We start from the raw sequence: 25,768 nt of genomic DNA on the forward strand, positions 1-25,768 counted from the left end.
GGACACCATGTCAGAAGAAAGTAAGGATAAGTTTAAAATTTTTAGTCTAAATGGGAACAGACCATTGGCTGAAAAAATCGCCGATGTCTGTGGCGTACCGTTAGGAAAAAGTACGGTCAAGCAGTTCAGTGATGGAGAGATCTCGATCAACTTGGAAGAGACAGTTCGGGGATATGATATCTACCTGATCCAATCGACCAATGAGCCGGTGAATGATCATTATTTGGAATTATTGATCATGATTGATGCATTGAAGCGTGCAAGCGCGAAGACGGTCAATGTCGTATTGCCTTATTATGGGTATGCTAGACAGGATCGTACAGCTAAGCCGCATGAGCCAATTACAGCGAAGTTGATTGCGAATTTACTTTCAGACGCAGGTGCAACAAGAGTATTGACCCTTGATTTACACACTGTGCAAGTCCAAGGCTTCTTCGATATTCCAGTGGACAATTTGTTCACGATGCCGTTGTTTGCACATTACTATCGCCGTCGCGGAATGGTGGGCGATGATTATGTCGTGGTTTCTCCCAAAAACAGTGGTGTTCAACGAGCGCGCAGCCTAGCGGAATATTTAGATACAGCGATTGCGATCGTGGATGTGGCGGAAGAAGGCAATCCAGATTCTGGCTACGTGATCGGTGATGTAGAAGGTCGCTGCTGTATCATGGTGGACGATATTTTGAACACGGGAGAAGTATTCTCCAACGCTTCAAAAACACTGAAGAAAGCAGGCGCTAAAGAAGTTGTTGCCTGTGCTTCTCATGGGTTACTATCACCTCCAGCAAAAGAAAATTTAGATGCTGCTGACATCGAGGATATTTGTATCACAGATTCTGTATTGACTGGGACTGAACGACATCCGGAAAAATTGTCGATCATCAGTTGTGCGGATTTGATGGGTGAAGCAGTGAAACGGATTCATGAAAATGAGTCGGTCAGCCCATTATTTACGATGGAACAAAAAGATTTTGAGTAAAAGGGCAGCGATGCCCTTTTCTTTTTTTAGAAAATTGCTCACACAGAAAGGTTCGAAAGTTTGTGGAAAATATATATTTAGATCATGCGGCGACGAGCCCTATGCATCCAGAAGTGATTGCAACGATGACAGAGGTCATGACTGAAACATTTGGCAATCCCTCCAGCGTCCATGCCTTTGGCCGGCAGGCTGCTGGAAAATTGGAAATGGCGCGTGAGGTCATAGGTAAAAGCCTCGGCGTAAAATACCATGAGATCATCTTTAATAGTGGTGGTACTGAAGGCGACAATACCGCGATTTTGGAAACAGCCTTTGGTCGTCAAGAGGAAGGCCGGCACCTAATTACGACGCAAATTGAACATCCAGCTGTAATTAACACGATGAAGTATTTAGAAACGCAAGGATTTGAAGTGACCTACTTGCCGGTGGATCGTAAAGGCAATATTTCATTGGCTGATTTTGAAGCCAGCCTGCGTCCAGATACGATCTTGGTTTCGATTATGTACGGCAATAACGAAATTGGTAATTTGATGCCGATTAAGGAAATCGGGGAACGATTAAAGGAACATCCCGCGTATTTCCATACGGATGCGGTTCAAGCTTATGGGAATCAGTTTATTCGTCCCCATGAGCTAGGCATTGATTTTTTAAGTATTTCTGCTCATAAGATTAATGGTCCAAAAGGTGTCGGCTTCCTATTTAAAAGCGACGATGCTAAATTAGCACCGTTGCTTCGCGGTGGCGAGCAAGAAGAGAAACGTCGCGCAGGAACGGAGAACTTGGCCGGTATTTGCGGTATGGCCAAGGCAGTGGAATTATTGACAGAAGATGAACGGGAAAAACGCCTTGCATTATACAATCAGTACACTCAGAAAGTGTTAACGACATTAGATGAAGCAGCCGTCGACTATCATGTGAATGGCGATTTAGACAATAAATTGCCGCATGTCTTGAATCTGCGATTTACTGGGGTCAACAATGATCTCCTATTGATGAAGTTAGACCTGCGTGGTATCGCAGTTTCCACTGGTTCGGCTTGTACCGCAGGAACGATTGATCCATCCCACGTTTTAGAGGCGATGTATGGCAAAAATACCCCAGAAATAAAAGAATCATTGCGGGTAAGCTTTGGTTACGGCAACACAATGGAGCAAGTCGATTATTTTGCGAAACAGCTGGTGGCTAGTTTACAGGAACTGACGAAGAACAAATAATGTGGATTGAAATGCCTGATACTTATCTTTATAATTAAGAATGAAAGAAAAAAGATGAGGTGAGCAAATGGCATTTACAAAGACAGCGACGATTAAAGGGTCAAAATATCAATACGCATTAGCGCCAACCGCTAAAAAGTATACGTTGCGAGACAATGGTTTTACCGAAACGAGCTCCGGCAATTTCCAATTGATCCGTCCGTTACAAGCAACGCCGCAAAGTAAAGAAGGCTTTAAGCTGAAAATTACAGTAGCTAAAGATATTAGTACCTTAAAGATGTCAGTGACGACAGCAAATGGTCTGAAGGCAGTCGATATTTTTAAAGATGTGAAGCAAGAAATGGTTCAAGAAAAATTCTACTTCCTGATGGATGGAATGATTGACCGCGGCTTGTTTGTCAAAGAAGAAATTTAACGATGAAACGAGGCTTATCGAATCAGATAAGCCTCGTTTTTTATGTATCAATCGACGCTATTCCTTCAAAATGCGGTCTTTAAAGAAATAGAAACGGTGGTTATTTTATCATTAAAAATAATGCTCTTTTTTCAGGTAAGGATTAAATCAAAAGGTTGTCAATTATAATCTGATTTCTATTTTAATATATTCGCCTTTTTTTCTGAATCTTTTTAACGCTTTGAAGCTTCAAATTAGAAAGATTATGGTACACTAATAATAAGAAAATTGTTGGAAATGAAGGTGAGAAGTTGGTTCACAAGATACATACAATCGAGCATCACAAAATTATTTCTGATTTCCGTCTCTTGTCGGGGCTGACCGTCTCAATTGAAGACTGTGCGAACCTGACAAAAGAGTTTAAAAAATACGGTGTCGAAGATTACTATATCAGTGATTATGAAGGGAATAGTTATCTTACCCGTTATGTCGATTACTTCATTGATGGGATTCCTTGTTTGAAATACAAGAAGCACTATTTGGTCCCGTTGATTTTTCGTGACATGCCCGATACGCAAAAAATGTTTCGCGATACTTATCGTTGGGAAGCTTTTTTTATTCTTTTGGATTGGTACTTGAAATACAATCCTGAAAAAGTCATCATTCAATGCAAAAAGAAAGGAAAGCGGTTAGAAGTGATCGATACGGCATTTTTAATCTTTCGTTTGTGGGAAATTTGTGATGGGGCAGCGTTTCCGATTGCGAACCTGAATAACCTTTCCGAGTTCGAAAAATGGAACCAAATCTTTCATTTGATCGACACTGGCAAGTCCTTTAAGCGAACGAAGGAGTTCGACCCGACCAAAGTAGAAGATCTAACCCAGCTGGAAACGGTAATTACAATCATCAAAATGAAATATCAATCACTATTACAAAAACAAGGCTACCAGGTATAAACTGGCGGCCTTGTTTTTGTCAGTTTTTCTTCACGCTTTAGCGTAATTAGAAAAATGATAGGCGTACGACGAAAAATTTTTTCTGGTTTTAGAAAAAATCACCATAATCGGGAGTTAGCTGCGAGTCCAACTTTTCACAGGATACTTTGTTCGAGGAAAGCAAAGATACCCCGCTATGATAAGTTACGTGAACTTTAGTTGGATCGTATGCGAAACGATAATGAAGTAATTTTTTGTTTTTGGAAAAATTATTCCTTAGAAGGAGCTAGCTGTCAGTTTTTCTTCACGCTTTAGCGTAATTAGAAAAATGATAGGCGTACGACGAAAAATTTTTTCTGGTTTTTAGAAAAAATCACCATAATCGGGAGTTAGCTGCGAGTCCAACTTTTCACAGGATACTTTGTTCGAGGAAAGCAAAGATACCTCGCTATGATAAGTTACGTGAACTTTAGTTGGATCGTATGCGAAACGATAATGAAGTAATTTTTTTGTTTTTGGAAAAATTATTCCTTAGAAGGAGCTAGCTGTCAGTCTACGTTCTTCACAATCTGCGCATTTTTTTTAGAGAGATGGTAAAATAAAAGTAAGAATCAGAAATCGATTTGTAGGTGATTAGAATGAAATACTTTATCTCAGATACCCATTATTTTCATGAAAATCTTTTAGGCGATAATGACTTTGCCCCGCGTTTATTTGACTCTGTCGAAGAGATGAACCGTCAAATGATCACCGCGTGGAATGACGTTGTGAATGAGAAGGATACAGTCTATCATTTAGGCGATGTCGCGATGCATCCCTTATATGAAAGGGGCTTTACAGATATTCTTAAGCAATTAGTCCAGTTGAAGGGAAAAATCGTGTTTATCAAAGGTAATCATGATTCGCGAACTTTTTTCAGATACCTAGAGACCCATGATCCGAAACTTGAAAACGGAGAGAATAAATTTGAATTTCATGACGTAGGTGCCATTGTTAAGTTCAACCATCATCAATATTATTTGACCCATTATCCGATGCTTCTCGGAAAGACCTTGAATATCCGAAATCTCCATGGCCATATTCACAATTACAGCATGCCAATCGCGGAAGATATTAATGTCGGAGTGGACGCGCCAGAACGCGAGTTTTTGAAAAAGCCACTTCCCTTTGGTACTCCTATCTCTGAAAACTTGATTGATGAGATCGCGGATTACAAAGAGGCGGAAATAAAAAAATTACAATAAGTAGAGGCATCGAGCGATCGATGTCTTTTTGTTTTAAAAATATTTATCGTGAATAAATTTTTAAAATGTGAACCAAACATATCTATGAATTTGCTGCTATGGTAAATTAAGTGTAAGGATAACGCGAAATTTTTTAAGGAGGTAAAAAAGTGAAGGCAAAGGAAATTTTGAAAACGGTTCTTTTATATGCTGTTATGATTGGTGCAGTACTTGCGTTGCGCCATTATGTATTTACACCTGTGGAGGCGATTGGGGATTCCATGAAGCCTAATCTAAATGATGGTGAGCGGATGTTTGGATTAAAGCATGGGGAAATCAATCGTTTCGATGTCGTAACGTTTCCCGCGCCGGATGATCCGGGTGCAGATTACGTGAAGCGTGTAATCGGGTTACCAGGAGATACGGTCGCTTACAAAAATGATCAGCTTTATATCAATGGCAAGAAATATGATGAACCTTACTTGAAAGAATATAAAAGCAAATTGACGGACGGTCAGCCGTTGACCTTTGATTTCGATCTACAAAGTTTATTTGGCTACGAAAAAGTTCCTGATGGACAGCTTTTTGTTTTAGGAGACAACCGCCGCATCTCAAAAGATGGTCGAATCATCGGAATGATTGAACAAAAGGATATTTTAACCAATGTAAAATTTGTCTTCTGGCCAATCAATCGAATTGGCGTTGTTGAATAAAAAATGCTCCCACTTCATTTACATGGAGTGGGAGCATTTTTTTATTGATGTGCCTTAACTTCTTGGTAGAGCTGCTTGGTGGTAGAGGGATCAGTGTTGGTGTAGTAATAATCACGACTCTTTGTTTTGATTTGTAAGATTGGCTTTGACTGATGATCGATGAAAAGGGAAGCAGAGTTTCCATCAACCTTGAAACTGCCAATGGCATAATTTTCTGTTGCCAGGCCATTGACTTTCATACCTACTCGAGGCAAGCGTTCAATCAAAGCTGCCTTTTCAATAGTGTCGTATGGAATTCTTCGTTCTTTATAAAAGGGTCCATCCAAAATGACACTTTCTTGTTTTACTTCGTAAGTTAATGGGTCCGGATGATAATCTAAAACGTATAAAGGAACGACTGTGACGACCATAGCACCAATCAGTACAACGGGCAGTAAACCGATAAAAATTTTTCCACCCACACGTGCTAAGTTCACCGTGATATTCAATCCAATTCGATCGGGAACCATTAAGCGACGATCATTTGGATTGTAATAGATCCCATATCGCCAATAGTAGTCGTCTCCGGCATAACGAAAACTGGATGTTTGGGTCAATAATTGATCTTGCTTTTTTCGTAAACGGAATAGCCACCATAGACTGAAGCCGCAAAAAAGGAAAATCAATAAAAACTCAATAATCAATAACATATTGAAAAAGCGTGGATTTGATTCCACCGTTAACAATGGCAGATAAACAATCAATGCAACGATAAAGCTCGTACCTGTAATAAAGGACGACCAGTAAAATTTCGTCAGATCATTGTATTGACGATTGATTTTGGCATCATCCGTTAACGCACGTACAGGTAGTCGACCGATTGCCCACCAACCCCCTAAAAATAAAAGCAAGACAAAACAATTTGTTCCTAAGAGAATCCATGTCAAACTACCCAATTCTCGCTGATGCAGCAAGAAAGTTAACAATCCCACCAGGCCCCATGAGGGAATAAACCACCAAGGTGAAACGAGCTTCCGATTTTTTTCCAGTACCAGTCTCGTGTCGACTTGAATCGGTTGTTCGGTTAATTGCCAATGATTGTCTATAATTAGCTGATGTCCTTTGCGGATATAACGTATTTGTAAAAGATAGCCACCACCGATCGTGATATACAGCAGAAGGAAGAAAAGTAGCATAAAAATCGAATCCTTCATCGGAATCAATAAACTCAAATCCAAGACAGTTAAGATACCCGCTAATTGGAATTGTCGTTTGCGGTAATTCTTTCTGAAGGACAATACTAGCGGATCATTGATTTTATCTGCGGGGAAGGTATTTTCCACGATCACGTAGTTGTGTGGTTTCGCTGCTAAGGAATTTGTAAATGCCATGATAAAGTTACAAGAAATTAATATGATCAGAATGATAGGAGATAACATTAGTGTTCATCCTTTCCAAAACTCGTCAAAATCTGTTGAACTTTTTCTTTGACTGCTCTTTCGTCAGCTTCAGCCAAGTAAAGTTCTGCTAACAATAGGGTTAGATTTTCCTCGCTAGTTTTTTTAGCAGGAACAGGTAAGGGTGCGACTAGTGTTCCTTTGCGACGATCAGTGATCAAATAGCCTTCTTCACGTAGCTGTTGATAGCCTTTTGAAACAGTCATCGTATTTACACCCAATTCATCGGCAAATTGTCGAACAGTTGGCAATTGTTCGTTTGGCTGCAGCTCACCCTGAGCAATCCCAATAATAATCTGTCTTCGTAGCTGCAAATAAATCGGTTCTTCCGAATGAGGATCAATTTCTAAGATCATTTACTCGCCCTCCTTTGTATTGTTTATATTAATACAAACAATACAAAAAGACAATAAAAATCGCTACTCAAAGAATTATCTATCGAAAATTTAAGATTTATGTTGTATAATTCGTCATACTGAAAAGTTGCGACCTTCAAATCGTAGAGTTTTCGGAAATCTATTTTGAAATGATGGTGATACTGTGTCTAACAGCAACACAAGAGTCGTCGTAGGAATGAGCGGCGGCGTCGATTCATCGGTAACTGCTTTGTTGTTAAAGGAACAAGGCTATGATGTAGTCGGCATTTTTATGAAAAATTGGGACGACACTGATGAAAATGGTGTTTGTACCGCGACAGAAGATTATAAGGATGTGGCGAAAGTCGCTGCTCAAATTGGGATTCCTTATTACTCTGTCAACTTTGAGAAGGAATATTGGGACCGAGTCTTTGAATATTTCTTAGCAGAATATCGTGCAGGTCGCACACCGAACCCAGACGTGATGTGTAACAAGGAAATCAAATTCAAAGCTTTCTTGGATTACGCAATGGAACTAGGTGCGGATTATGTCGCAACAGGACACTATGCCCAAGTCGAAAAAGACGAAAATGGCGTCGTTCATATGCTGCGTGGCGTGGACAATAACAAAGATCAAACTTATTTCTTGAGTCAGCTTTCGCAAGAACAATTAGCGAAGACCATGTTTCCTCTAGGTGGCATGCAAAAACCAGAAGTTCGCGCGATCGCTGAACGCGCTGGCTTAGCCACTGCTAAGAAAAAAGATTCAACCGGTGTTTGCTTTATTGGTGAAAAGAACTTCAAGCAATTCTTAAGCAATTACTTGCCAGCGAAAAAAGGCAAGATGGTTACGCTAGATGGAGAAGAAAAAGGTACCCACGATGGATTGATGTACTACACGATCGGTCAACGTCAAGGCTTAGGCATCGGCGGCGGCGGAAAAACCAATGATCCGTGGTTTGTTGTAGGGAAAGATTTATCTACTAATACGTTATATGTGGGTCAAGGTTTCCATCATGAGGCATTGTATGCAACGAGTTTGGATGCCAGTGACATTCACTTCACGACAAATGAAGACCGTCCAAAAGAATTCAAATGTACAGCGAAATTCCGTTATCGTCAGCAAGACGTACCAGTAACTGTTCGGTTATTGGATGATGATCGTGCAGAAGTAATCTTCGATGATCCTGTTCGTGCAATCACTCCAGGACAAGCGGTTGTCTTTTATGACGGCATGGAATGTCTCGGTGGCGGATTGATCGATCATGCTTATCAAGAAACAAAAGAATTACAATATATTTAATTCAAACTAAAACGTATGAGGCTACTCCTTTAAGGGTAGTCTTATTTTTGTTTATAATTTGATTATTCAAGATATTTACAGAAAATTCTTGAAAATTAGAATGATTCTCTTTACACGCTCATGGAATTGTGGGAATATACTAATTAAATATTTATTATAAATTGAAGAGAGTTGGGTGAGTGTATGAATGGTGTGGTTCTTCTAGTTTTTGCTATTATTTGTTTTGTTGCTGCTTATTTTGTTTATTCCCGTTGGTTGGAGAAAAAATGGGGGATTGATCCTAAAGCGGTGACCCCTGCGGTCGCTTTGGAAGATGGAGAAGATTACGTTCCGGAGCCGGCATTTGTAGTATTCAGTCATCAATTTTCATCAATTACTGGTGCTGGACCCGTGACCGGGCCAATTATTGCGGCGATGTTCGGCTGGTTGCCAGCATTTTTATGGATTTTGTTTGGCGGGATTTTCTTCGGTGCTGTCCATGACTTTGGTGCGTTATACGCCTCAGTTAAAAATGAAGGAAAATCGATTGGTCTGATTATTGAGAAATATATTGGAAAAGTCGGAAAGAAGTTATTCCTTCTATTCTGTTGGTTGTTTGCTTTGTTAGTTATTGCTGCTTTTGGTGATATCGTCGCGACGACCTTCAATGGAATGACACCAGATGTTCCAGCAGCGGTGAACACAGCGAATGCTTCTGCGGCATCTATTTCAATGCTATTTATTATTGCGGCCGTTTTAGTTGGCTTTTTTATGAAAAAGTTCCATCTGAAAGGAATCGCTATGCATCTTTTTGGGATCGCCGTTTTACTGGTGACATTAGCTATTGGTATTATGTTCCCGATTTTTGCGGATAAGCAAACGTGGCTGTTGATCGTATTTGCTTATTTATTCTTGGCTTCTGTTATGCCGATTTGGTTGTTGATGGCACCACGAGATTTTCTTAGTACCTACATGCTATTAGGAATGATTATCGCTGCGGTTTTAGGTCTCTTAATCGAAGCGCCGATGGTAGAGTTGAATGCCTTTAATGGATTTGCGGTGCAGGACGCAGCTGGCAATGTGAAATATCTATTTCCCATTTTATTTATCACGGTTGCCTGCGGTGCGGTCTCTGGTTTCCATAGCTTAGTATCTTCGGGAACTTCTTCTAAGCAAGTAACAAACGAAAAACATATGCGTCCAATTAGTTATGGGGCGATGATGTGCGAATGTGTCTTGGCTGTTGTTGCTCTAGTCGTTGCAGGAGCAGTTGCGCAAAATGGACAATTACCAGCAGGAACACCTTTCCAAATTTTTTCTGGTTCTGTTGCAGGCTTCCTAACTAAATTTGGTTTGCCTTTGAATATCGCGCAGGCCTTCATGACAATGTGTGTCTCGGCACTAGCGTTAACATCACTGGATTCGGTGGCACGTATTGGACGGATGTCCTTACAGGAATTCTTCTATGAAGAAGGTGTAGAACAAAAAGGCTTGGCGAAGCTCCTTACGAATAAATATGTGGCTACCGTTGTAACATTAGGTGTTGGCTTTGTTTTAGCACTGGGTGGTTACAATAGTGTCTGGCCGTTGTTTGGTTCAGCCAATCAATTATTAGCTGCAATGGTAATGATCGCTGTGGCAGTTTACATGAAGACCTCTAAAAAATCAGGGGTAATGTTCTATATTCCAATGGGAATTATGTTGGCAGTGACCTTCACCGCACTCGGAATGTCGATTTATGGATTAGTAACTAAATTGATTAACGCGACACAATACCTTGCGACCATACCAGCAACTCCGGCAGCCGGACAATTTGTCTTTTTATCTGATGGCTTGCAACTAATTTTTGCCTTCCTGTTATTGGGATTAGGTGTGATGGTAGCGACTAAGTGTTTACGCTCATTATTTCATGTGAAAGCTGAAAGTGCTAAAAAAGTGGTAGCTGAATAAATGATGAAACGACTCTGAAAAGGGTCGTTTTTCTTTTTCTCATTGGTTGAAAAATTTTTATTAGGTTCTTGTTTATTAGAAAAAGATGAAGGATACTTAAGAAAAAGCTTTTAATGAGAATGAGAGGGAGGGAATAATGAACATAGCTATTTGTGATGACAATCCAAAAATAATCGGTCAAATAGAAACACTGCTGCTTTCTTTTTTTGAGCATGATTTAAATCAGTTCAACTATGAGGCCTTTCTGTCCGGGGAGTCTTTGGTAGATCATCTAACGAAAGAGGAAAGCTCTTTTCAAATCTATCTGTTGGATGTAGAAATGAAGTCACTAGACGGTTTTGAGGTGGCTCGTTTTATTCGAGAAAGGGATCAGCAAGCCATCATTATCTTTATTACCAGTCATGTGGAATGGATGCCCGAGGCTTTTGAGGTGAATGCTTTTCATTATCTAATCAAGCCGATCGATGAACTAAAGGTCAAACAGGTTCTGACAAAAGCGATGGAGCAGTTATCTCTACGAAAGATGATCCTTCAGTTTACGATTCAGAAGAAAGTTTATACCGTTTATCTAGGAGAAGTGGAATATTTTGAAAGTATGAAACGAAAGATGATTATTCATTTAAAAAACGGCGAAGAGTATGAATATTATGGAACAATGAAGGAAGTTATTGATAAGGTCTCGACACAGTTATTTACGCAAATCCATCATTCCTTTGTGATTAATATGGATTATGTACAAATGAAAAGTGGGGAAACGATTGTCCTGCAATCGGGGCGGGAAATTGCGATCACGAAGAAATTCCACCAATCCTTTCAAAGTGCTTATCGAAAGTATGTTTTGATGAGGACTAAAGCATGAATCTTGCGGCTTTGTTCGAATTTATCAAATCAGTCAATGATATTTTTATCGTAAGTGTTTTCTTTTCCTGCTATTTAACTGGCCGTTCATTGGATTATTGGAAAAAGCATTATTTAAGAGGCGTTATCGCCGTACTTACAGTGATCGTAGCTTATCTTATTAGAAATATCAGCCCATTGTATCTATCATTTGGCTCCTTTTATATGTTGATTAATGTTGCGACGTACGTGTTTCTGATGTACAGTATCGGCTATTTCTTTTTTAAAGGAAGGCCAGCAACGAAGTTTTTACTGATTTTTCTTTCAATGATCATCTTATTGCTGTTTGATTTTCTAGTTTATTTGATCATTGAAGGATTGTTCGGAGTGAATTACTTTGATTCTAACCAAGCCTCCTATGCTTATGGAGGAATCTTCGCTAGTCAATTCTTACAATTAATCGCCATTTTTCTTTTACGGGCGAAGCGAAAGGCTCCGTTAGCGTTGCAAGGAAAAACCAGCTTTTATCTCTTACAAGTCGTCATTCCTTTTATGACTAGTCTATTTTTTATCATTTACCCGGTTTTTGTTGAGCAAAAGACGCAGGATGCTGACAGGCGCTTTTTTATGGTCGTTTTACTATTTGCAGTGATTAATTTGGTCCATTTTATTGTTCTTGAACTTCATCAGAAGCTGGAAAAAGAAAATTATGAAAATCTTTTTCTAGTTCAGGAATTTGCTCATCGTGAAGAATACTATCAGCAGATGGAGAACCATCAGACAAAGATACGTGCGATTCGTCATGATCTGAAAAATCAGCTGTTGACATTAATAACTGATGAGGGTGGATCAGAATCGCAAATCGAGCAATTATTGGAGGAGGTCATCCAGGAGGAGGCCTGTCAATTTACTCAAAATAGTGGAATCAATCAATTACTTAGCAATAAATACCGACGTGCCAAAGAAAGCGAGATTCAAATGAATGTAGAGGTGAAGGTTCCAGCAGAAATGCGGTTTGAAATGCGTGATTTAGGCGCATTGATTGGTAACGCGGTGGATAATGCCATCGAGGCGTGCCAACGATGTCCCTCAAATCGGCGTATTGATTTACGACTAATCTATTTCAATCATATGCTCCTGTTAGAGATTGAAAATACAACTGCTGAACGAGTAACAGAGTTCAAAACACAAAAGAAAAAAGCGTTGGAACATGGTTTCGGCGTTAAAAGTATTCAGGCGATCACCGATAAATATCACGGAGATATGCTTTACGAATCGAAAGAGCGTTCCTTTCGCTTAGAATTATCAATCTGGGAGCCTAATTAAACGTTTTATGTTACATGGAAAGGGGGCAATCGTTACATTTCGCCAAAAGAATCACTATTTCTTTCTATACTAAAGTCAGTTAATCAATGACAGGAAAAATAGGAGGAAGTAAAGATGAAGAATAAAGTAGAAGAGTATAAACCAGGAAAATTTTTTGGATGGGTATTTTTAATCACTTGGGGGAGTTGGCTGATCGCGGCGTATCTGAGCTACAATCATCCCGATCCAGATTTTTATTCGATCTTTTTGATTCCAGGATTATTTGCACCAGTTCTCGTTACGATCGCTTTTATCGCTATGCCGAAAAATCATCAACTCAGAAAAGACTTTTTCCAACGGTTATTCGATGTAAAAAAAGTTAATCTAGTTCCATTGGTTAAAATTTGTTTGGTGATGGGTTCATCAGTAGTATTAGCTATCTTCATTTCAATTTTATTTGGCGGCTCCCTTAATCAATTGCAATTATCTAAAGACTTCAAATTCTCTGCAGGGTCGATTCCAGTATTGTTAGTAATGGTCATTGCACCGATCTTGGAAGAGATTGGTTGGCGCGGTTATGGGGTAGATGCGTTGTTAAATCGGTTCAGCTTACTGACAGGTTCAATAATATTTGGTTGCTTATGGTCATTCTGGCACCTGCCGTTGATGTTTGTAAAGAATTATTCCATGAATTTGCTATTGCAGGAAAATGTTTGGTTTGCAGTGAACTACTTTGCGAGTATCATTCCATTGGGGATCATTTTGAATTGGCTCTATGTAAAAAGCAATCGTAGTACAATGGCGTTGATCATTTTTCATATCTTTTTAAATTTCATGCAAACATCCACGCAAATGACCGAATGGACAAGCTGTATTCAAACCGTGATTATCATCAGTATTGCTGGCTTGATCGTTGGGATGAATAAGGATTTGTTCTTTCCGAACTTGCAGGTTTATTCAGAACTTGAGGCATAATAAAAGCAGTCATCGTCAAAAGTTAACGGTGACTGCTTTTATTATGCTAGGCTTTGAGCGAAATGAGCCATTGCAACTTTAACTTCATCTAGTTTTTCAGGTTTGATCAAAGGAAATAGTTTTTCTTGGAGTTGTTTGAACTCCTCCAAGCTTAATGCATCAGTTTCTTGATCAGCGAAGCTTTTAACTAAGATTTTCTTTGCTTCCTCTTCTTTTCCTTCAATTGTATTATTCAGGAAAAAATCGAGAAATTTTAATTGTCCTTCAAGCATGTTGTTCACTTCTTTCATTAATGTACTTTCTTAGTATAAAAAACTACTCAAAAAGTTACCATTAATAAGTCCTAAAGTTAATGCGTTTGCTGGCTTTGATGAAGCTTATCACTAATTTCCTTTGTATTGCGATGTACCAATAGGTAATTGGTCAATACGAGTGCAGAGGTTGAAATAAAAACGCCCCGATACCCAAAGAGGGAAGAAACGCTGGAGCCGATCATTGGACCGACAACATTTCCGGCTGCTTGAAAGGATTGATTATAGCTAAAAATTCTTCCAGCAGCTTCTTGTGGCGAATATTTTGTAATCAGTGCTTGAACCGCAGGTAATAGACAAGCGTCGGAAATGCCGACTAAGAATCGTAGAAAAGCCAATTGCCAAACATTGGTAACAATTGACATAGGCAAGAAGACGAGCATAGCAAAAATCAAACCAATTCCTAGAATTTTTTCACTACCGATTTTATCTCCCAAGCGACCAAAGCGCGGGGCAGCAATCAAGGTCGCGATACCCGGAATCGAAGCGATGATCCCACTGACCAGTGTGACGTTTCCATGATTGTGCATTAATTGCCGAATATAGAGACTAATAATCGGACTAATCGAATTATTTGAAGCTTGAATAATTAACGTGGTAATGAACATACCGATCACAACATGCGGGTATTTCAGACTGTGAAAGATTTCTTTCGCAGGAAGCATATCTTTCTTTTCAACAGGGGTAAATTCTTCATGAACAAAAAAGAGACTAAGTAAGAAGACTAAAAATAAAATACTACCGGTGATAAAGAAGGTTAAACGATACCCAAAAATCGAGGCAGTGACACCACCAACTAGCGGACCAAGTAAATTTCCAGTAACCGCTCCGGTGGCTAAGGTACCGAGAACCTGACCACTTTTTTCTCGTGGTGTTCCCGTTGCAACAAGGGCAGTCGCATTGCTGATATAGCCGGAAAAGACGCCTTGAAGCAAGCGCAAACCGATCAATTGATAGACATTTCCGACGGTCCCCATTAAGCTAATAACGATTGCCATCCCAAGTGATGCGCGCAGCAACATTAATTTACGTCCTTTTTGGTCAGCCAATCTCCCCCATAAAGGAGAAACAATCGCGGTAATTAAAAAAGTCGATGAAAAGGTGATCCCGCTCCAAAAGTTTAATTGCTGATTGGTGTAGCTTCCTAATGAATCTATGTATAGGGACATAAAGGGCATCACGAGACTGAAGCCGATACCGGCCATAAATGTGCCAAACCATAAAACAATTAAATTCTTTTGCCAAGTAGGTCGTGGTTGAAATAATGAACGCTTGATTTTATTCACACTAAAAAATGCCTTCTTTCAATACTTTGAAATTTGCTCTTCACTTATCGTCAAGAAAAAAAGTTGATAGCTGCTTCGTATGTGGGGATTAGTGGATCGTTTACTAAACATGTACTTACTATTATTGACGTAAGTAATTTTGATAGGACGAAATTTTCTGAGATAAAAATGTAATTAATTGTCATAGTCATAGTTTGTGTTTATCTAGTAAAGTAGAGCTGACCTGACCGTTTTTCATTATAACTCTCTTAAGGAGCATGTAAAATCCAACGCCTTTGTGTTACGATAGAATTAAGAAAAAAGCAATATTTTTCTGAAAAGAGTTTGCAGATGGGTAACTTTTTAAAATGCTCCTGTGTCAGCTGAAACATTTTTCTTGAATTTTTATTTCATGATACTTATGATTGAGATGGAAAGAAGGGTAGCGGGATGTATCAAGTAATAACAATGTACGGTGATAATGAACCTTGGTGGTTCTTTGAGGAATGGCAAGAGGATATTCAAGAAACCGCGACTTTTGAAGATTTTGACGCGGCAGTAGCATATTATGAGCATCGTTGGAGTGAGCTCCAAAAAACCAATACATATAGTAATGCAAAACAAAATTTTCTAAGTGCATTTTGGAAAGAGCAGGACGAACGCTGGTGTGAAGAGTGTGACGATTATTTGCAGCAGTATTGGGGTCTAGCGCTATTAAAGGATGAGCAGCCGTTGACGGTTGACAGCAGAAAGGAATTTTATGAAACAGCTAATTATAGCGGAAAAGCCAAGCGTTGCAAGAGACTTGAGCAAGGTGCTTAACGCGAATCAAAAGAATAAGAACTATTTCGAAGGACCCAATGTTGTTGTGACTTGGGCCCTTGGTCATTTATTGAGCTTAAAAATGCCCGAGGATTTGAATAAGGAATGGCAAAGCTGGCAGATGGAAACATTGCCGATGATTCCTAAATATATCGGGATCAAACCATTGCCAAAAACTAGAGGACAATTAAAATCGATCCAGCAACTAGCGAAGCGAAAGGACATCTCAGAGGCTGTTATAGCCACAGATGCTGGTCGTGAAGGTGAACTGGTTGCCCGCTGGATCTTAGAGTATGTGCGATTCGAAAAGCCTGTTAAGCGGCTATGGATTTCTTCTCAAACGACTAAAGCAATTAAAGACGGCTTTAAAAAGTTGAAGCCGGCGAAAGAGTATGACAATTTGTACTATTCTGCTTTGGCACGAGCAAAAGCAGACTGGCTCGTAGGGTTAAATGTGACTCGCGCACTAACGGTTAAATACGAAGATAGTTTATCCGCCGGTCGGGTACAAACGCCGACGCTTGCGATGGTTCGTACGCAAGAAAAGAAAATTGAGAAATTCCGTCCGCAAAACTATTTCGTCATTTCATTGGAAGTCGATGGTCAGAAAGCGAAACTCAATCAAAAGAATCCTTATGGTATTACAGAACGCGAGACGGCCGAAACGTTAGTTAAAGAACTGTCACAGCAAAAAGGGACAGTGACGGACATTACGGAAAAAGAAAAAACAGAACCCGCGCCATTACCCTATGATTTAACAGAAATTCAGCGAGAAGCGAATGCGCGCTATCAATTTTCAGCGAAGAAAACTCTGTCTTTGGTTCAAAGTCTATATGAGACGCATAAGATCGTGACCTATCCGCGGACAGACAGCAAATATCTGACCAATGATATGAAGGCGACGATGAAGGAACGGTTGCAAGCAGTGAGTGATTTTGCGCCAGAAGTGAAGACTTATATCAAAAACGGGGCACAAGTGAAACAAAAGCGTGTCTTCCAAGATAGCAAAGTGACGGATCATCATGCCTTGATCCCAACCGAACAGCGTCCACGTTTTGAAAAGCTATCTACTGATGAACAACGAATCTACAATATGATCGTGACGCGATTCTTAGGATTATTTGCGGATGCTCATAAAGAAAGCCAGCAAAAAGTCACGGTGACCTTCCAAAAGGAAACCTTTACTTTCCGTCAAAGCAAGGTTTTAGTGGCTGGCTGGAAACCCGCAGAAGAAGCTAAAAAGGCAGTTCAGTGGTCTGAAGGGATGAAAATTGTACCGAACTTTACGATTGAAAAGGCCCTGACGACCCCGCCAAAACCTTTGAACGAAGGAACGCTCCTTGCTCAGATGGAAAAACACAGCTTGGGAACACCAGCGACTCGAGCAGAGATCATCGAAAAGCTGATCAAATCAGAGTTAATGGAACGAACCAATACAGGATTAGCGGTTTCACCAAAAGGAAAGCAATTGCTTGAACTGGTAAATCCGTCTCTAGTAACACCAGAGCTGACAGAGAAATGGGAGAAACAATTAGAGGCAATTGCTAATGGAAAGTTCAGCAGCAAGCAATTTCTACAGGAAATCGAAGCCGATACGAAGAAATTAGTTAGTGAAGTCAAACACAGTGATAAGAAATACCAGGACTTCTCCATTACAGCAAAAAAATGTCCAGAGTGCGGCTCGCCATTGCGGGAGAAAAATACTCGAGATGGAAAAATTTATATTTGTACCAATCCAGAGTGTAACTATCGTCGTCGGAAAGATCCAAAAGTCTCTAATCATCGCTGCCCGCAATGCCATCGCAAAATGGAGATCATTGATGGGAAGAATGGTTCATATTTCCGATGTAAATATGACGGAACGACGGAGAAAATGCTGGATAAGAAAGAACGTTCAAAGAAAATGACGAAGCATGAAGAACGTCGCTTATTGAAGAAGATCAATGATCAAGAAGAACCACAGGAAAGTCCATTAGCTGCAGCCTTAAAGGCGGCCATGGAGGAAAAGAAATAGATTGAACGCATCGAAGGTTGAATAAACCCTTCGATGCTTTTTTCTTGTTTAAAGGTGAAAAATTTGTCCTCTAATCAAAATGACCGTTGTTGATTAAAGAATTTGTCTACATTATAATAAAGTGACTATTTATAATTTTTAATAAAATATTATTTTTGTAATTTACTGATGGCTAATGAGAAGCGAGTGTAAAGGAGTTATCCAGAAATAATGAAATGCTTGTCCAAAAAATAGTCTCTAAGCAATTAGAAAAATAGTTTATCTCTTATTAAATGAAGTTGACACTATTCAAAGAGATTTAGTAGATATTCAAAAAGAAAAGGGTTACAATATAAATGGTTTATACCACTTTCGGGAGGGATTTTTTTTGAAATCAAGAAAAGATGAAGTATTAGAAGCATTAAGAGCAAATCCTAACGAACAGACAGCCCAAGAGTTAGCGGATCAACTGGGGGTTGACCGGACAAATGTCAGTCGCTATTTAAATGAATTAACGAAAGACGGAACGGTTAAAAAAATTGACGGTCGCCCAGTGAAATTCCAAATTGCCACAGTATCCACTGAGAAACATATTAATTTTGATAATTTAATCGGTCGCGAAGATTCCTTGAAGAGTCAGATTCAAAAATCAAAGGCGGCTATTTTATACCCGCCACGTGGGTTACATACGATTATTTTTGGTGAGACTGGAACTGGGAAGACAATGTTTGCGGAATGTATGTATCGCTTTGCAGTTTCAGCAAAAGTTTTAGATGAGAACGCACCCTTCATTACCTTTAACTGTGCAGATTACGCTCAAAATCCGCAGCTACTTTACGGTCATATCTTTGGTGTGAAACGCGGGGCTTTCACGGGTGCTGAGGAGACCCGTATCGGATTAATGGAGCAAGCGGATGGCGGTATTTTATTTCTCGATGAAATCCATCGGCTGCCGCCGGAAGGACAAGAAATGCTGTTTACCTTCATTGATAAAGGCACATTTCGTTCTTTAGGTGATGGGGAGGAAAAACAGGCTTCAGTGCAAATCATCGGGGCAACAACAGAGACCAGTTCAATGTTCCTATCAACGTTCAATCGCCGTATTCCGATGCAAATCGAGCTACCTTCTTTAGCAGAGCGTTCCTTGGATGAACGACTTGCGATTATCAAAGAATTTCTTCAACAAGAAGCCAATCGTCTGATGCAGGAGATTGCAATTGATAAGCGTAGTTTATTAGCGTTTCTTCTATATAATGCTGAAGGAAATATCGGTCAGTTAAAACGCGACTTAAAATTGGTCTGTGCCAAAGCCTTCCTGCATCATCAAACCAATAGCGAATCAGAAAAATTGATGATTGTAGAAGAGGATCTGCCGTTAGTTGTACAAAAAGGCTTGCTGCGCATGAATGAAGTTCAAGATAAGTTGATGCCATTCATGGATAAACGAAACCTTTATTTGACTTTGAAGCCAGGCACAGAAGAAGTTGTCTGGGGCCAAGATCCCAATAAAGACATGGAGGTTTATCATTCAATTACCTATAAATTAGAAAAACTTGGTCGAGAGAATTTATCAGAGATAGATTTGGAAGAATTGATTTCCGATGATGTTGATCAATATTTTGAAACTTATGTAGAAGAACTATCTCATAGCAATGCCTATCGGGAAATTATTTCGGATGATCTTTGGAAGCTGGTGAATGAGCTTTATGATTTTGCCTCAGTACAGATGAGTCGAGAATATGATGAGAAGGTACGTTTTGCTTTTGCACTGCATATCAACTCAACGATCGAACGAATTCGCGGCAATCAATTTATTTCCCATCCGAATTTGAATGATATTCGTCGCAATTATTCAAAGGAATTTCAATTAGCCATCGAAATTTCTAATCGGATCGAAGAAGCCTACAATATTATGATTCCATTGGATGAGATTGGTTTTATCACGATGTTCTTGACAATGGATAATCAAGAGGCACAGAAAGTGGATGAACGTCAGGTGGCGGTACTAGTCGTCATGCATGGAAAGTCAACGGCTTCCAGTATGTTAGAGACAGTACAGGAACTTTTAGGTACCACCAACGGCATCGCCTTCAATATGCCATTGACTTTACGTACAGAAGCTATGTATGGTCAGATCAAAAATTACATTCAAGGCAAACAAGAAGAATTTTCAGAGGGAATCATTTTACTGACGGATATGGGGTCGCCGAATAACTTCGGAAATCTGATCTTCCATGAAATGGGCATTCGCACACGGGTAATTTCCATGGCAAGTACCATGCTGGTACTGGAAAGTCTGCGTTTAGCCACACTGGGTCGCTCATTAGAAGAAATTTATACTAGTGTCATTTCGATGTTCCAGACGATGGTTCGTTTGGAAGAGCCTACTCAAAAAGACGAGAAGAAAGTGATCATTGTCGCATGTTTCACTGGTGAAGGGGTCTCTAAGCGGCTGAATGAAGTCGTTTCGCAAATCGTTAATTTGGAGGAATTTGAGGTTATTCAGATGCAATCCTTGGAACGCGAGAGTTTCAAGCATCGGATCGATCAGTTGATTACACATAAAGATATCGTAGCGATCGTTGGAACGATGGAGATTCATTATCAAAAGATCCCATTTATTCCAGCAATGAATCTCTTCAAACGCGATAAGATCTTGGAATTTCAAGATTTATTAGGTAGTACGATCACCTTACCAGAAATGGTCGATTCATTAACCAAGAACTTTTCGCCAGAGCTAGATGTCAAAACCTTGTTCTTGTTAATCGATGATGTATTGCAGCTGATCCGCAAAGATCAGGAGTTGATTATTGAGAACACAGCGATGCAGGCTTTAAGTGTCCATATTGCCTTTTTAGTTGATAAAATCAAAAAAGGCGAAGAACGTCCGGTATTTGAGAATGTAAAATATTTTCATCAGCAGCATCGTTTGCGGTTTAATCAAACGGCTGCTAACCTATCATTGATTGAAAAACAATTCGGTGTTCGCTTTACAGAAGACGACATCGCTTACATCGTTAAAACGCTTGAAGATAATCGAATTGAACTAGGATTGCACAGTGTGTAATCTTAGTTTTTTTGTGTGTAAGATGAAAACCTTATCACAGCAGCTTGTGTGCGCTAGAAAAGTTGGCACGCGAATTGCTTTATATAAAGTGTACAATAAAAAAATTAGGGAGTGTCACTTATGAAAAGAATTATGTTAGTTTGTGCAGCAGGAATGAGCACTAGTTTATTAGTAACAAAAATGGAAAAAGCAGCAGAAGCTCAAGGATTAGAATCAGATATCTTTGCAGTATCAGCTTCGGAAGCGGATGCAAAACTAGAAGATGCCAGCAAACCAGTCGACGTTTTACTATTAGGCCCACAAGTTCGTTTCATGAAGAGCCAATTCGAAACAAAATTAGCGGACAAAGGTATTCCAGTTGACGTTATTGATATGAAAGATTACGGCATGATGAACGGCGAAGCAGTTCTAGGAACAGCTTTAAAATTAATGGATTAAGAGAGTAAAAGGGGAGCTAAGCAAATGAGCGATACGATGAGTCAAGAACAATTAGAAGCAGTAATGGGGCTGATCATTAATGCCGGCAACGCAAAAAGCGATGCGATGGAAGCGATTCAAGCAGCGAAAGATGGCAATTTTGATTTGGCGCAAGAAAAACTTGAGGCAGCCGATCAAGCCTTAGTAGAAGCACATCATTCTCAAACAGGGCTGTTAACAGAAGAAGCTAGTGGCAATCCAATGACCGTGACACTTTTAGCTGTTCATAGTCAAGACCATTTAATGACTAGTATTACGTTTAACGACATGGCAAAAGAAGTCGTTGATCTTTATAAACGTTTGGGGAACGAATAGGAAGTGATCCCGTGAAATTAGCTCGTGATCATGAATCGTTGAAAGCGATCACAGGTTTAATTGAATACGCTTTTAGAAAGCAGGAAACAATCATTGATGATCCGCTTTTCTTGTCGCGCTATGAGCATGCGGATAGTTATGGTATGTATCATGACGGTGAATTAACAAGTTTAGTCATGGCGAATCATTTTGAGATTCAGCTTTTTCAAGAAAGAGTGAAAATGGCTGGTGTTGGTTATGTCGGCAGCTACCCAGAATATCGAGGTCAAGGGGGCGTTAGCAACATCATGCCTGAACTTTTGACGGATCTTTATGAACAAGGTGTCGCAGTTTCCCAACTCGCTCCTTTTTCGGAAGGGTTTTATCGCCAGTTTGGGTATGAACCGACGAGCCGTAGAAAAATCTATCGTATTCCAGCACTGGCCTTTAATTATTTGCCAAGTGAACGAAGGGGGAATGTCAAACGCGGAACCTGGCAGCAGATGAAGCAGGTGATCCTATCGGTTTATCAGCGCTTATTACTGCAACAACAAGTCGGAACAGTTGTACGTGAAGACTGGTGGTGGGAACGACTAAATCAGTATTATCCACACCGATTTTACGCCGTTGTTTATGACGAAGCTGGTGAAGCGAAGGGCTACATTATTTATCGAATGCAAGGCAGTACACTAGTAGTCGACGAGCTTGCTTATGAAAACGAACTCGCATTGCGAAAATTATTAACGTACTTAAAATCCCATGTCTCATCATTTGAAGAATTTCTTTATTACGCACCTGTTCAGGAACTTATAGAAAAATGTTTTCGTGAACAAGAGCAACTGACGATTACTTTAGAACCTTATATGATGAGCCGAATTATCGACATTAAGCAATTATTACCGAAACTTCCAATAAATCAAAAAGAAATTATTTTAGAAGTAACTGAAGATAAGGAATGTCCTTGGAATGTTGGTAGCTGGCTAGTTAGTCAGGGGACTTGTCAAAAAGTACAAGAAGCAGGCGACATCAAAGCGTCCATTCATGGGTGGAGCGAATTACTACTAGGAGAATTGACTTTAGCAGAAGGACTTTTCCTTGGTAAGTTTACTGCAAATAAGCAGTTCACTGAGGAAATATTTCAAAAAGGGAAACAAAGTTTTTACGATTATTTTTAAAATAGGGGGAACACAATAATGGATGGATTTATTAATTTTATGGAGAAACACTTTATCCCGCATGCATCAAAAATCGGTAACCAACGTCATTTGATTGCAATTCGGGATGCCTTTACAGTAACGATGCCGTTAATGATTTTAGGGGCGTTAGCGGTAATGTTAAATAACTTACCAATCCCAGGCTTCCAAAACTTTATGAATGGTATTTTTGGTGGTGAAGCTTGGAAAGGTTTCGGTGGAGCAGTCTGGAACGGTACATTTGGTGTTCTTTCAGTTTTCATCGCTTTCTTAGTTGCCTATAACTTAGCACATCACTATGGTAAAGACCCAGTTGGTACTGGTGTTGTATCTGTTGCTTCTTTCTTCACTTTAGGAGCAGCAACTAGCGGAATGAACTCTTCTGGTTTATTCGTAGCGTTAATCGTTGGTATCGTAGTAGCAGAAATTTTCACTCGTCTAGTTGGTAATGAAAAATTAGTTGTTAAAATGCCTGAGGGCGTGCCGCCAGCAGTTGCACGTTCATTCGCATCACTATTCCCAGCAATGATCACTGTTTCTATCTTTGGTTTGATTGCAGCAATTATTGCCGGATTTGGTATCGAAGATATGTTTGCAGCCTTTTACGGAGCTGTACAAGAACCATTCATGGGCTTAGCTAACTCTTACGGCTCTGCATTATTGATTGCCTTCATTACACCATTCTTATGGTTCTTCGGTTTACACGGTGCCAATATGATTGACCCATTCATGCAAGCAATCAATGCACCTGCAATTGAAGCAAACAACGCAGCTCTTTCAGCAGGAAAAGCAGCACCTTATATCGTTAATAAACCATTCATTGATTCATTTGTAAACATGGGTGGTACTGGGGTAACAATTGGTCTAATCATTGCTATCTATCTAGTTGGACGTAAGAATAAACCATTCATGGTAGTAAACAACTTGGCGGCTGCTCCTGGTATCTTCAACATTAATGAACCATTGATGTTCGGTCTACCATTGGTATTGAACCCAATTATGTTTATTCCATTCATTCTGACTCCAATGGTTTGTGTGACAACAGCGTACTTTGCGACAAGCTTTGGTTGGGTGCCAGCAGCAACAGTTATGCCACCATGGGTAACACCACCAATCATTGGCGGATTCTTAGCAACTCAAAGCTTCTCAGGTGCAATCTTGGCGGCTGTTAACTTAGTAATCTCAATTGTGATGTACGTACCATTTGTATCATTAGCAACAAGACAAGAGCTTAAAAAAGTAGCAGAAGCATAATTATTGAACTAAGGGGGTGCGGATCACTGGATTCCACCCCTTTTACTATTGCAAAACAACTAATTTTTAGAATGAGGTAGATCTACAATGAAAACTTTCCCAAAGAATTTCTGGTGGGGTGCTGCAACATCTGGCCCACAAAGTGAAGGACGCTTTAACAAAAAACATGCCAATGTCTTCGATTATCATTTCGAAATTGAACCTGAAAAATTCCACAATCATGTTGGACCAGACGTTGCATCCAACTTTTATAACAGCTACAAAGAAGATATTCAAATAATGCGTTCTATCGGGATGAATAGTTTACGGACAAGTATCCAATGGAGTCGCCTGATTGATGATTTAGAAACGAATACAGTCAATCAAGATGCTGTAGATTTTTACAACAATGTGATTGATGCGATGATCGCTGAAGGAATGACTCCGGTCATGAATCTGCACCATTTTGATTTACCAGTAGAATTATTTGATAAATATGGTGGCTGGGAATCGAAAAAAGTGGTCGATCTATATGTTGGTTTTGCAGAAAAATGTTTTGAATTGTTTGGCGATCGGGTAAAATTCTGGACGACTCATAATGAACCAATGGTGGTAGTGGAGGGTGAATACTTATTCCAATTCCATTATCCAAATATCGTTAATGGGAAAAAGGCCGTGCAGGTTGCCTATAATTTAAATTTGGCCTCTGCTAAAGCTATTCAAGCATTTCGTAAATTGAAGATCGAAGGTGCACAAATTGGCACTATTTTAAATCTTACACCTACGTATGCAGCCTCTGACGCACCAGAAGATCAAGAAGCAGCGCGGATCGCTGAACTGTGGAATAACAAAATGTTCTTAGAACCAGCGATTTACGGACATTTTCCAGCTGAATTGGAAGAGCTATTAATAAACGATAAAGTTCTATGGGAAACTACTGAAGAAGAAAAAGAAATCTTGAAAAACAATACAGTCGATTTCTTGGGAGTGAACTTCTATCATCCAAATCGTGTGAAGGCTCCTGATGTGGCGCCAAATTCGGTGGGTGAATGGATGCCAGACCGTTATTATGATGCCTACGATATGCCAGGCCGCCGTGTGAACCTAGATCGCGGATGGGAAATATATCCAAAAGCGCTTTATGATATCGCAGTGAACATCAAAGAAAATTACAAAAACATTCCGTGGTATGTATCTGAAAATGGTATGGGTGTTTCAAACGAGGAGCGCTTCAAAAATGCTGATGGCATGATCGAAGATGATTATCGGATTGATTTTGTTCAGGAACATTTGGAATGGCTACACAAGGGAATCGAAGAAGGATCTAATTGTTTTGGGTACCATATGTGGACACCAATTGATTGCTGGTCTTGGTTAAACTCATACAAGAACCGCTATGGTTTCATTTCAAACAATATTCATACACAAATCAAAACGGTTAAGAAATCCGGTTATTGGTTCAAAGAAGTAACCGAAAGAAATGGTTTAGAAGATTAACCAAGGAGGAAAAAATT

General features: G+C 39.7%; 23 protein-coding genes. 19 read left to right on the forward strand and 4 right to left on the reverse strand.

The features are described from left to right. The first annotated feature begins 7 nt into the window (after window positions 1-7). From IGI44_RS04800 to lepB, 6 genes are all read left to right on the forward strand, one after another. On the forward strand, window positions 8-979 hold the full coding sequence (locus IGI44_RS04800) for a ribose-phosphate diphosphokinase (RefSeq protein WP_438786674.1): 972 nt from the start codon (window positions 8-10) through the stop codon (window positions 977-979). 62 nt (window positions 980-1,041) lie between these two features. Continuing rightward, window positions 1,042-2,193 carry a cysteine desulfurase family protein gene (locus IGI44_RS04805; protein WP_438786675.1) on the forward strand — a complete coding sequence of 384 codons (1,152 nt, stop codon included), beginning with the start codon at window positions 1,042-1,044 and terminating at the stop codon, window positions 2,191-2,193. Window positions 2,194-2,260: 67 nt separating this feature from the next. Further along, a complete protein-coding gene (locus IGI44_RS04810; protein ID WP_431405076.1) occupies window positions 2,261-2,608 on the forward strand; it encodes a DUF1831 domain-containing protein in 348 nt (115 codons plus the stop codon). A gap of 290 nt (window positions 2,609-2,898) precedes the next feature. Then, the gene (locus IGI44_RS04815) at window positions 2,899-3,543 is read left to right on the forward strand and encodes a hypothetical protein (RefSeq protein ID WP_438786676.1); all 645 of its coding nucleotides are present in this window, start codon (window positions 2,899-2,901) and stop codon (window positions 3,541-3,543) included. Between the two features lie 617 nt (window positions 3,544-4,160). Next, the gene (locus tag IGI44_RS04820; RefSeq protein WP_438786677.1) at window positions 4,161-4,766 is read left to right on the forward strand and encodes a metallophosphoesterase family protein; all 606 of its coding nucleotides are present in this window, start codon (window positions 4,161-4,163) and stop codon (window positions 4,764-4,766) included. A gap of 149 nt (window positions 4,767-4,915) precedes the next feature. Continuing rightward, entirely contained in the window at window positions 4,916-5,458 is a 543-nt protein-coding gene (gene lepB / locus IGI44_RS04825) for a signal peptidase I (RefSeq protein ID WP_438786678.1), read from the forward strand. Window positions 5,459-5,499: 41 nt separating this feature from the next. Here lepB and IGI44_RS04830 read toward each other — a convergent pair whose 3' ends face one another. Together IGI44_RS04830 and IGI44_RS04835 are read right to left on the reverse strand one after the other, a co-directional pair. Beyond that, entirely contained in the window at window positions 5,500-6,876 is a 1,377-nt protein-coding gene (locus IGI44_RS04830; RefSeq protein ID WP_438786679.1) for a PH domain-containing protein, read from the reverse strand. Beyond that, entirely contained in the window at window positions 6,876-7,250 is a 375-nt protein-coding gene (locus IGI44_RS04835) for a GntR family transcriptional regulator (protein ID WP_438786680.1), read from the reverse strand. The genes IGI44_RS04830 and IGI44_RS04835 overlap by 1 nt, the downstream gene beginning before the upstream one ends. Window positions 7,251-7,434: 184 nt before the next feature. Between IGI44_RS04835 and mnmA the strand changes: the two genes are divergently transcribed. The 5 genes from mnmA (at window position 7,435) to IGI44_RS04860 (ending at window position 13,599) form a co-directional block, all read left to right on the forward strand. Further along, window positions 7,435-8,553: a tRNA 2-thiouridine(34) synthase MnmA gene (mnmA, locus tag IGI44_RS04840; protein WP_438786681.1), complete on the forward strand. Its 1,119-nt coding sequence runs from the start codon at window positions 7,435-7,437 to the stop codon at window positions 8,551-8,553. Between the two features lie 183 nt (window positions 8,554-8,736). Then, window positions 8,737-10,482: a carbon starvation CstA family protein gene (locus tag IGI44_RS04845; RefSeq protein ID WP_438786682.1), complete on the forward strand. Its 1,746-nt coding sequence runs from the start codon at window positions 8,737-8,739 to the stop codon at window positions 10,480-10,482. A gap of 136 nt (window positions 10,483-10,618) precedes the next feature. Continuing rightward, window positions 10,619-11,341 carry a LytR/AlgR family response regulator transcription factor gene (locus IGI44_RS04850; protein WP_438786683.1) on the forward strand — a complete coding sequence of 241 codons (723 nt, stop codon included), beginning with the start codon at window positions 10,619-10,621 and terminating at the stop codon, window positions 11,339-11,341. Next, window positions 11,338-12,645: a GHKL domain-containing protein gene (locus IGI44_RS04855; protein ID WP_438786684.1), complete on the forward strand. Its 1,308-nt coding sequence runs from the start codon at window positions 11,338-11,340 to the stop codon at window positions 12,643-12,645. Before IGI44_RS04850 ends, IGI44_RS04855 begins: the two co-directional genes overlap by 4 nt. Window positions 12,646-12,759: 114 nt before the next feature. Continuing rightward, window positions 12,760-13,599, forward strand: coding sequence for a CPBP family intramembrane glutamic endopeptidase (locus tag IGI44_RS04860; RefSeq protein ID WP_438786685.1), 840 nt, complete (start codon window positions 12,760-12,762; stop codon window positions 13,597-13,599). A 41-nt stretch (window positions 13,600-13,640) separates the two neighbouring features. Here IGI44_RS04860 and IGI44_RS04865 read toward each other — a convergent pair whose 3' ends face one another. Continuing rightward, window positions 13,641-13,889, reverse strand: coding sequence for a hypothetical protein (locus IGI44_RS04865; protein WP_438786686.1), 249 nt, complete (start codon window positions 13,887-13,889; stop codon window positions 13,641-13,643). Window positions 13,890-13,948: 59 nt separating this feature from the next. After that, the gene (locus IGI44_RS04870; RefSeq protein ID WP_438786687.1) at window positions 13,949-15,196 is read right to left on the reverse strand and encodes a multidrug efflux MFS transporter; all 1,248 of its coding nucleotides are present in this window, start codon (window positions 15,194-15,196) and stop codon (window positions 13,949-13,951) included. A gap of 429 nt (window positions 15,197-15,625) precedes the next feature. Between IGI44_RS04870 and IGI44_RS04875 the strand changes: the two genes are divergently transcribed. The 8 genes from IGI44_RS04875 to IGI44_RS04910 all read left to right on the forward strand — a co-directional run bounded on the left by IGI44_RS04875 (window position 15,626) and on the right by IGI44_RS04910 (window position 25,751). Further along, window positions 15,626-15,997, forward strand: a complete 372-nt coding sequence (locus IGI44_RS04875) for a DUF1033 family protein (RefSeq protein WP_438786688.1) — start codon at window positions 15,626-15,628, stop codon at window positions 15,995-15,997. After that, complete coding sequence (locus IGI44_RS04880; protein WP_438786689.1) at window positions 15,936-18,011, forward strand: DNA topoisomerase III; 2,076 nt, start codon at window positions 15,936-15,938, stop codon at window positions 18,009-18,011. The genes IGI44_RS04875 and IGI44_RS04880 overlap by 62 nt, the downstream gene beginning before the upstream one ends. Window positions 18,012-18,378: 367 nt before the next feature. Further along, window positions 18,379-21,057 carry a sigma 54-interacting transcriptional regulator gene (locus IGI44_RS04885; RefSeq protein WP_438786690.1) on the forward strand — a complete coding sequence of 893 codons (2,679 nt, stop codon included), beginning with the start codon at window positions 18,379-18,381 and terminating at the stop codon, window positions 21,055-21,057. Between the two features lie 120 nt (window positions 21,058-21,177). Then, entirely contained in the window at window positions 21,178-21,495 is a 318-nt protein-coding gene (locus tag IGI44_RS04890; protein ID WP_438786691.1) for a PTS sugar transporter subunit IIB, read from the forward strand. Window positions 21,496-21,519: 24 nt separating this feature from the next. Further along, a complete protein-coding gene (locus IGI44_RS04895; RefSeq protein WP_438786692.1) occupies window positions 21,520-21,849 on the forward strand; it encodes a PTS lactose/cellobiose transporter subunit IIA in 330 nt (109 codons plus the stop codon). A gap of 11 nt (window positions 21,850-21,860) precedes the next feature. Continuing rightward, window positions 21,861-23,003, forward strand: a complete 1,143-nt coding sequence (locus IGI44_RS04900; RefSeq protein WP_438786693.1) for a GNAT family N-acetyltransferase — start codon at window positions 21,861-21,863, stop codon at window positions 23,001-23,003. An 18-nt stretch (window positions 23,004-23,021) separates the two neighbouring features. Continuing rightward, window positions 23,022-24,275 carry a PTS sugar transporter subunit IIC gene (locus tag IGI44_RS04905; protein WP_438786694.1) on the forward strand — a complete coding sequence of 418 codons (1,254 nt, stop codon included), beginning with the start codon at window positions 23,022-23,024 and terminating at the stop codon, window positions 24,273-24,275. Window positions 24,276-24,362: 87 nt separating this feature from the next. Next, entirely contained in the window at window positions 24,363-25,751 is a 1,389-nt protein-coding gene (locus IGI44_RS04910; RefSeq protein ID WP_438786695.1) for a glycoside hydrolase family 1 protein, read from the forward strand. Window positions 25,752-25,768: the final 17 nt, after the last annotated feature.

Source organism: Enterococcus sp. DIV0756 (assembly GCF_051710745.1).
In the GTDB taxonomy this organism is placed as follows: domain Bacteria; phylum Bacillota; class Bacilli; order Lactobacillales; family Enterococcaceae; genus Enterococcus_A.

Coding starts and splice junctions, on each gene's coding strand:
- IGI44_RS04830 (WP_438786679.1), bottom strand. CDS start 6,876: ATGTTATCTCCTATCATTCTGATCATATTAATTTCTTGTAACTTTATC.
- IGI44_RS04880 (WP_438786689.1), top strand. CDS start 15,936: ATGAAACAGCTAATTATAGCGGAAAAGCCAAGCGTTGCAAGAGACTTG.
- IGI44_RS04895 (WP_438786692.1), top strand. CDS start 21,520: ATGAGCGATACGATGAGTCAAGAACAATTAGAAGCAGTAATGGGGCTG.
- IGI44_RS04855 (WP_438786684.1), top strand. CDS start 11,338: ATGAATCTTGCGGCTTTGTTCGAATTTATCAAATCAGTCAATGATATT.
- IGI44_RS04835 (WP_438786680.1), bottom strand. CDS start 7,250: ATGATCTTAGAAATTGATCCTCATTCGGAAGAACCGATTTATTTGCAG.
- IGI44_RS04810 (WP_431405076.1), top strand. CDS start 2,261: ATGGCATTTACAAAGACAGCGACGATTAAAGGGTCAAAATATCAATAC.
- IGI44_RS04890 (WP_438786691.1), top strand. CDS start 21,178: ATGAAAAGAATTATGTTAGTTTGTGCAGCAGGAATGAGCACTAGTTTA.
- IGI44_RS04910 (WP_438786695.1), top strand. CDS start 24,363: ATGAAAACTTTCCCAAAGAATTTCTGGTGGGGTGCTGCAACATCTGGC.
- IGI44_RS04860 (WP_438786685.1), top strand. CDS start 12,760: ATGAAGAATAAAGTAGAAGAGTATAAACCAGGAAAATTTTTTGGATGG.
- IGI44_RS04875 (WP_438786688.1), top strand. CDS start 15,626: ATGTATCAAGTAATAACAATGTACGGTGATAATGAACCTTGGTGGTTC.
- IGI44_RS04905 (WP_438786694.1), top strand. CDS start 23,022: ATGGATGGATTTATTAATTTTATGGAGAAACACTTTATCCCGCATGCA.
- IGI44_RS04800 (WP_438786674.1), top strand. CDS start 8: ATGTCAGAAGAAAGTAAGGATAAGTTTAAAATTTTTAGTCTAAATGGG.
- IGI44_RS04820 (WP_438786677.1), top strand. CDS start 4,161: ATGAAATACTTTATCTCAGATACCCATTATTTTCATGAAAATCTTTTA.
- IGI44_RS04845 (WP_438786682.1), top strand. CDS start 8,737: ATGAATGGTGTGGTTCTTCTAGTTTTTGCTATTATTTGTTTTGTTGCT.
- IGI44_RS04865 (WP_438786686.1), bottom strand. CDS start 13,889: ATGAAAGAAGTGAACAACATGCTTGAAGGACAATTAAAATTTCTCGAT.
- IGI44_RS04850 (WP_438786683.1), top strand. CDS start 10,619: ATGAACATAGCTATTTGTGATGACAATCCAAAAATAATCGGTCAAATA.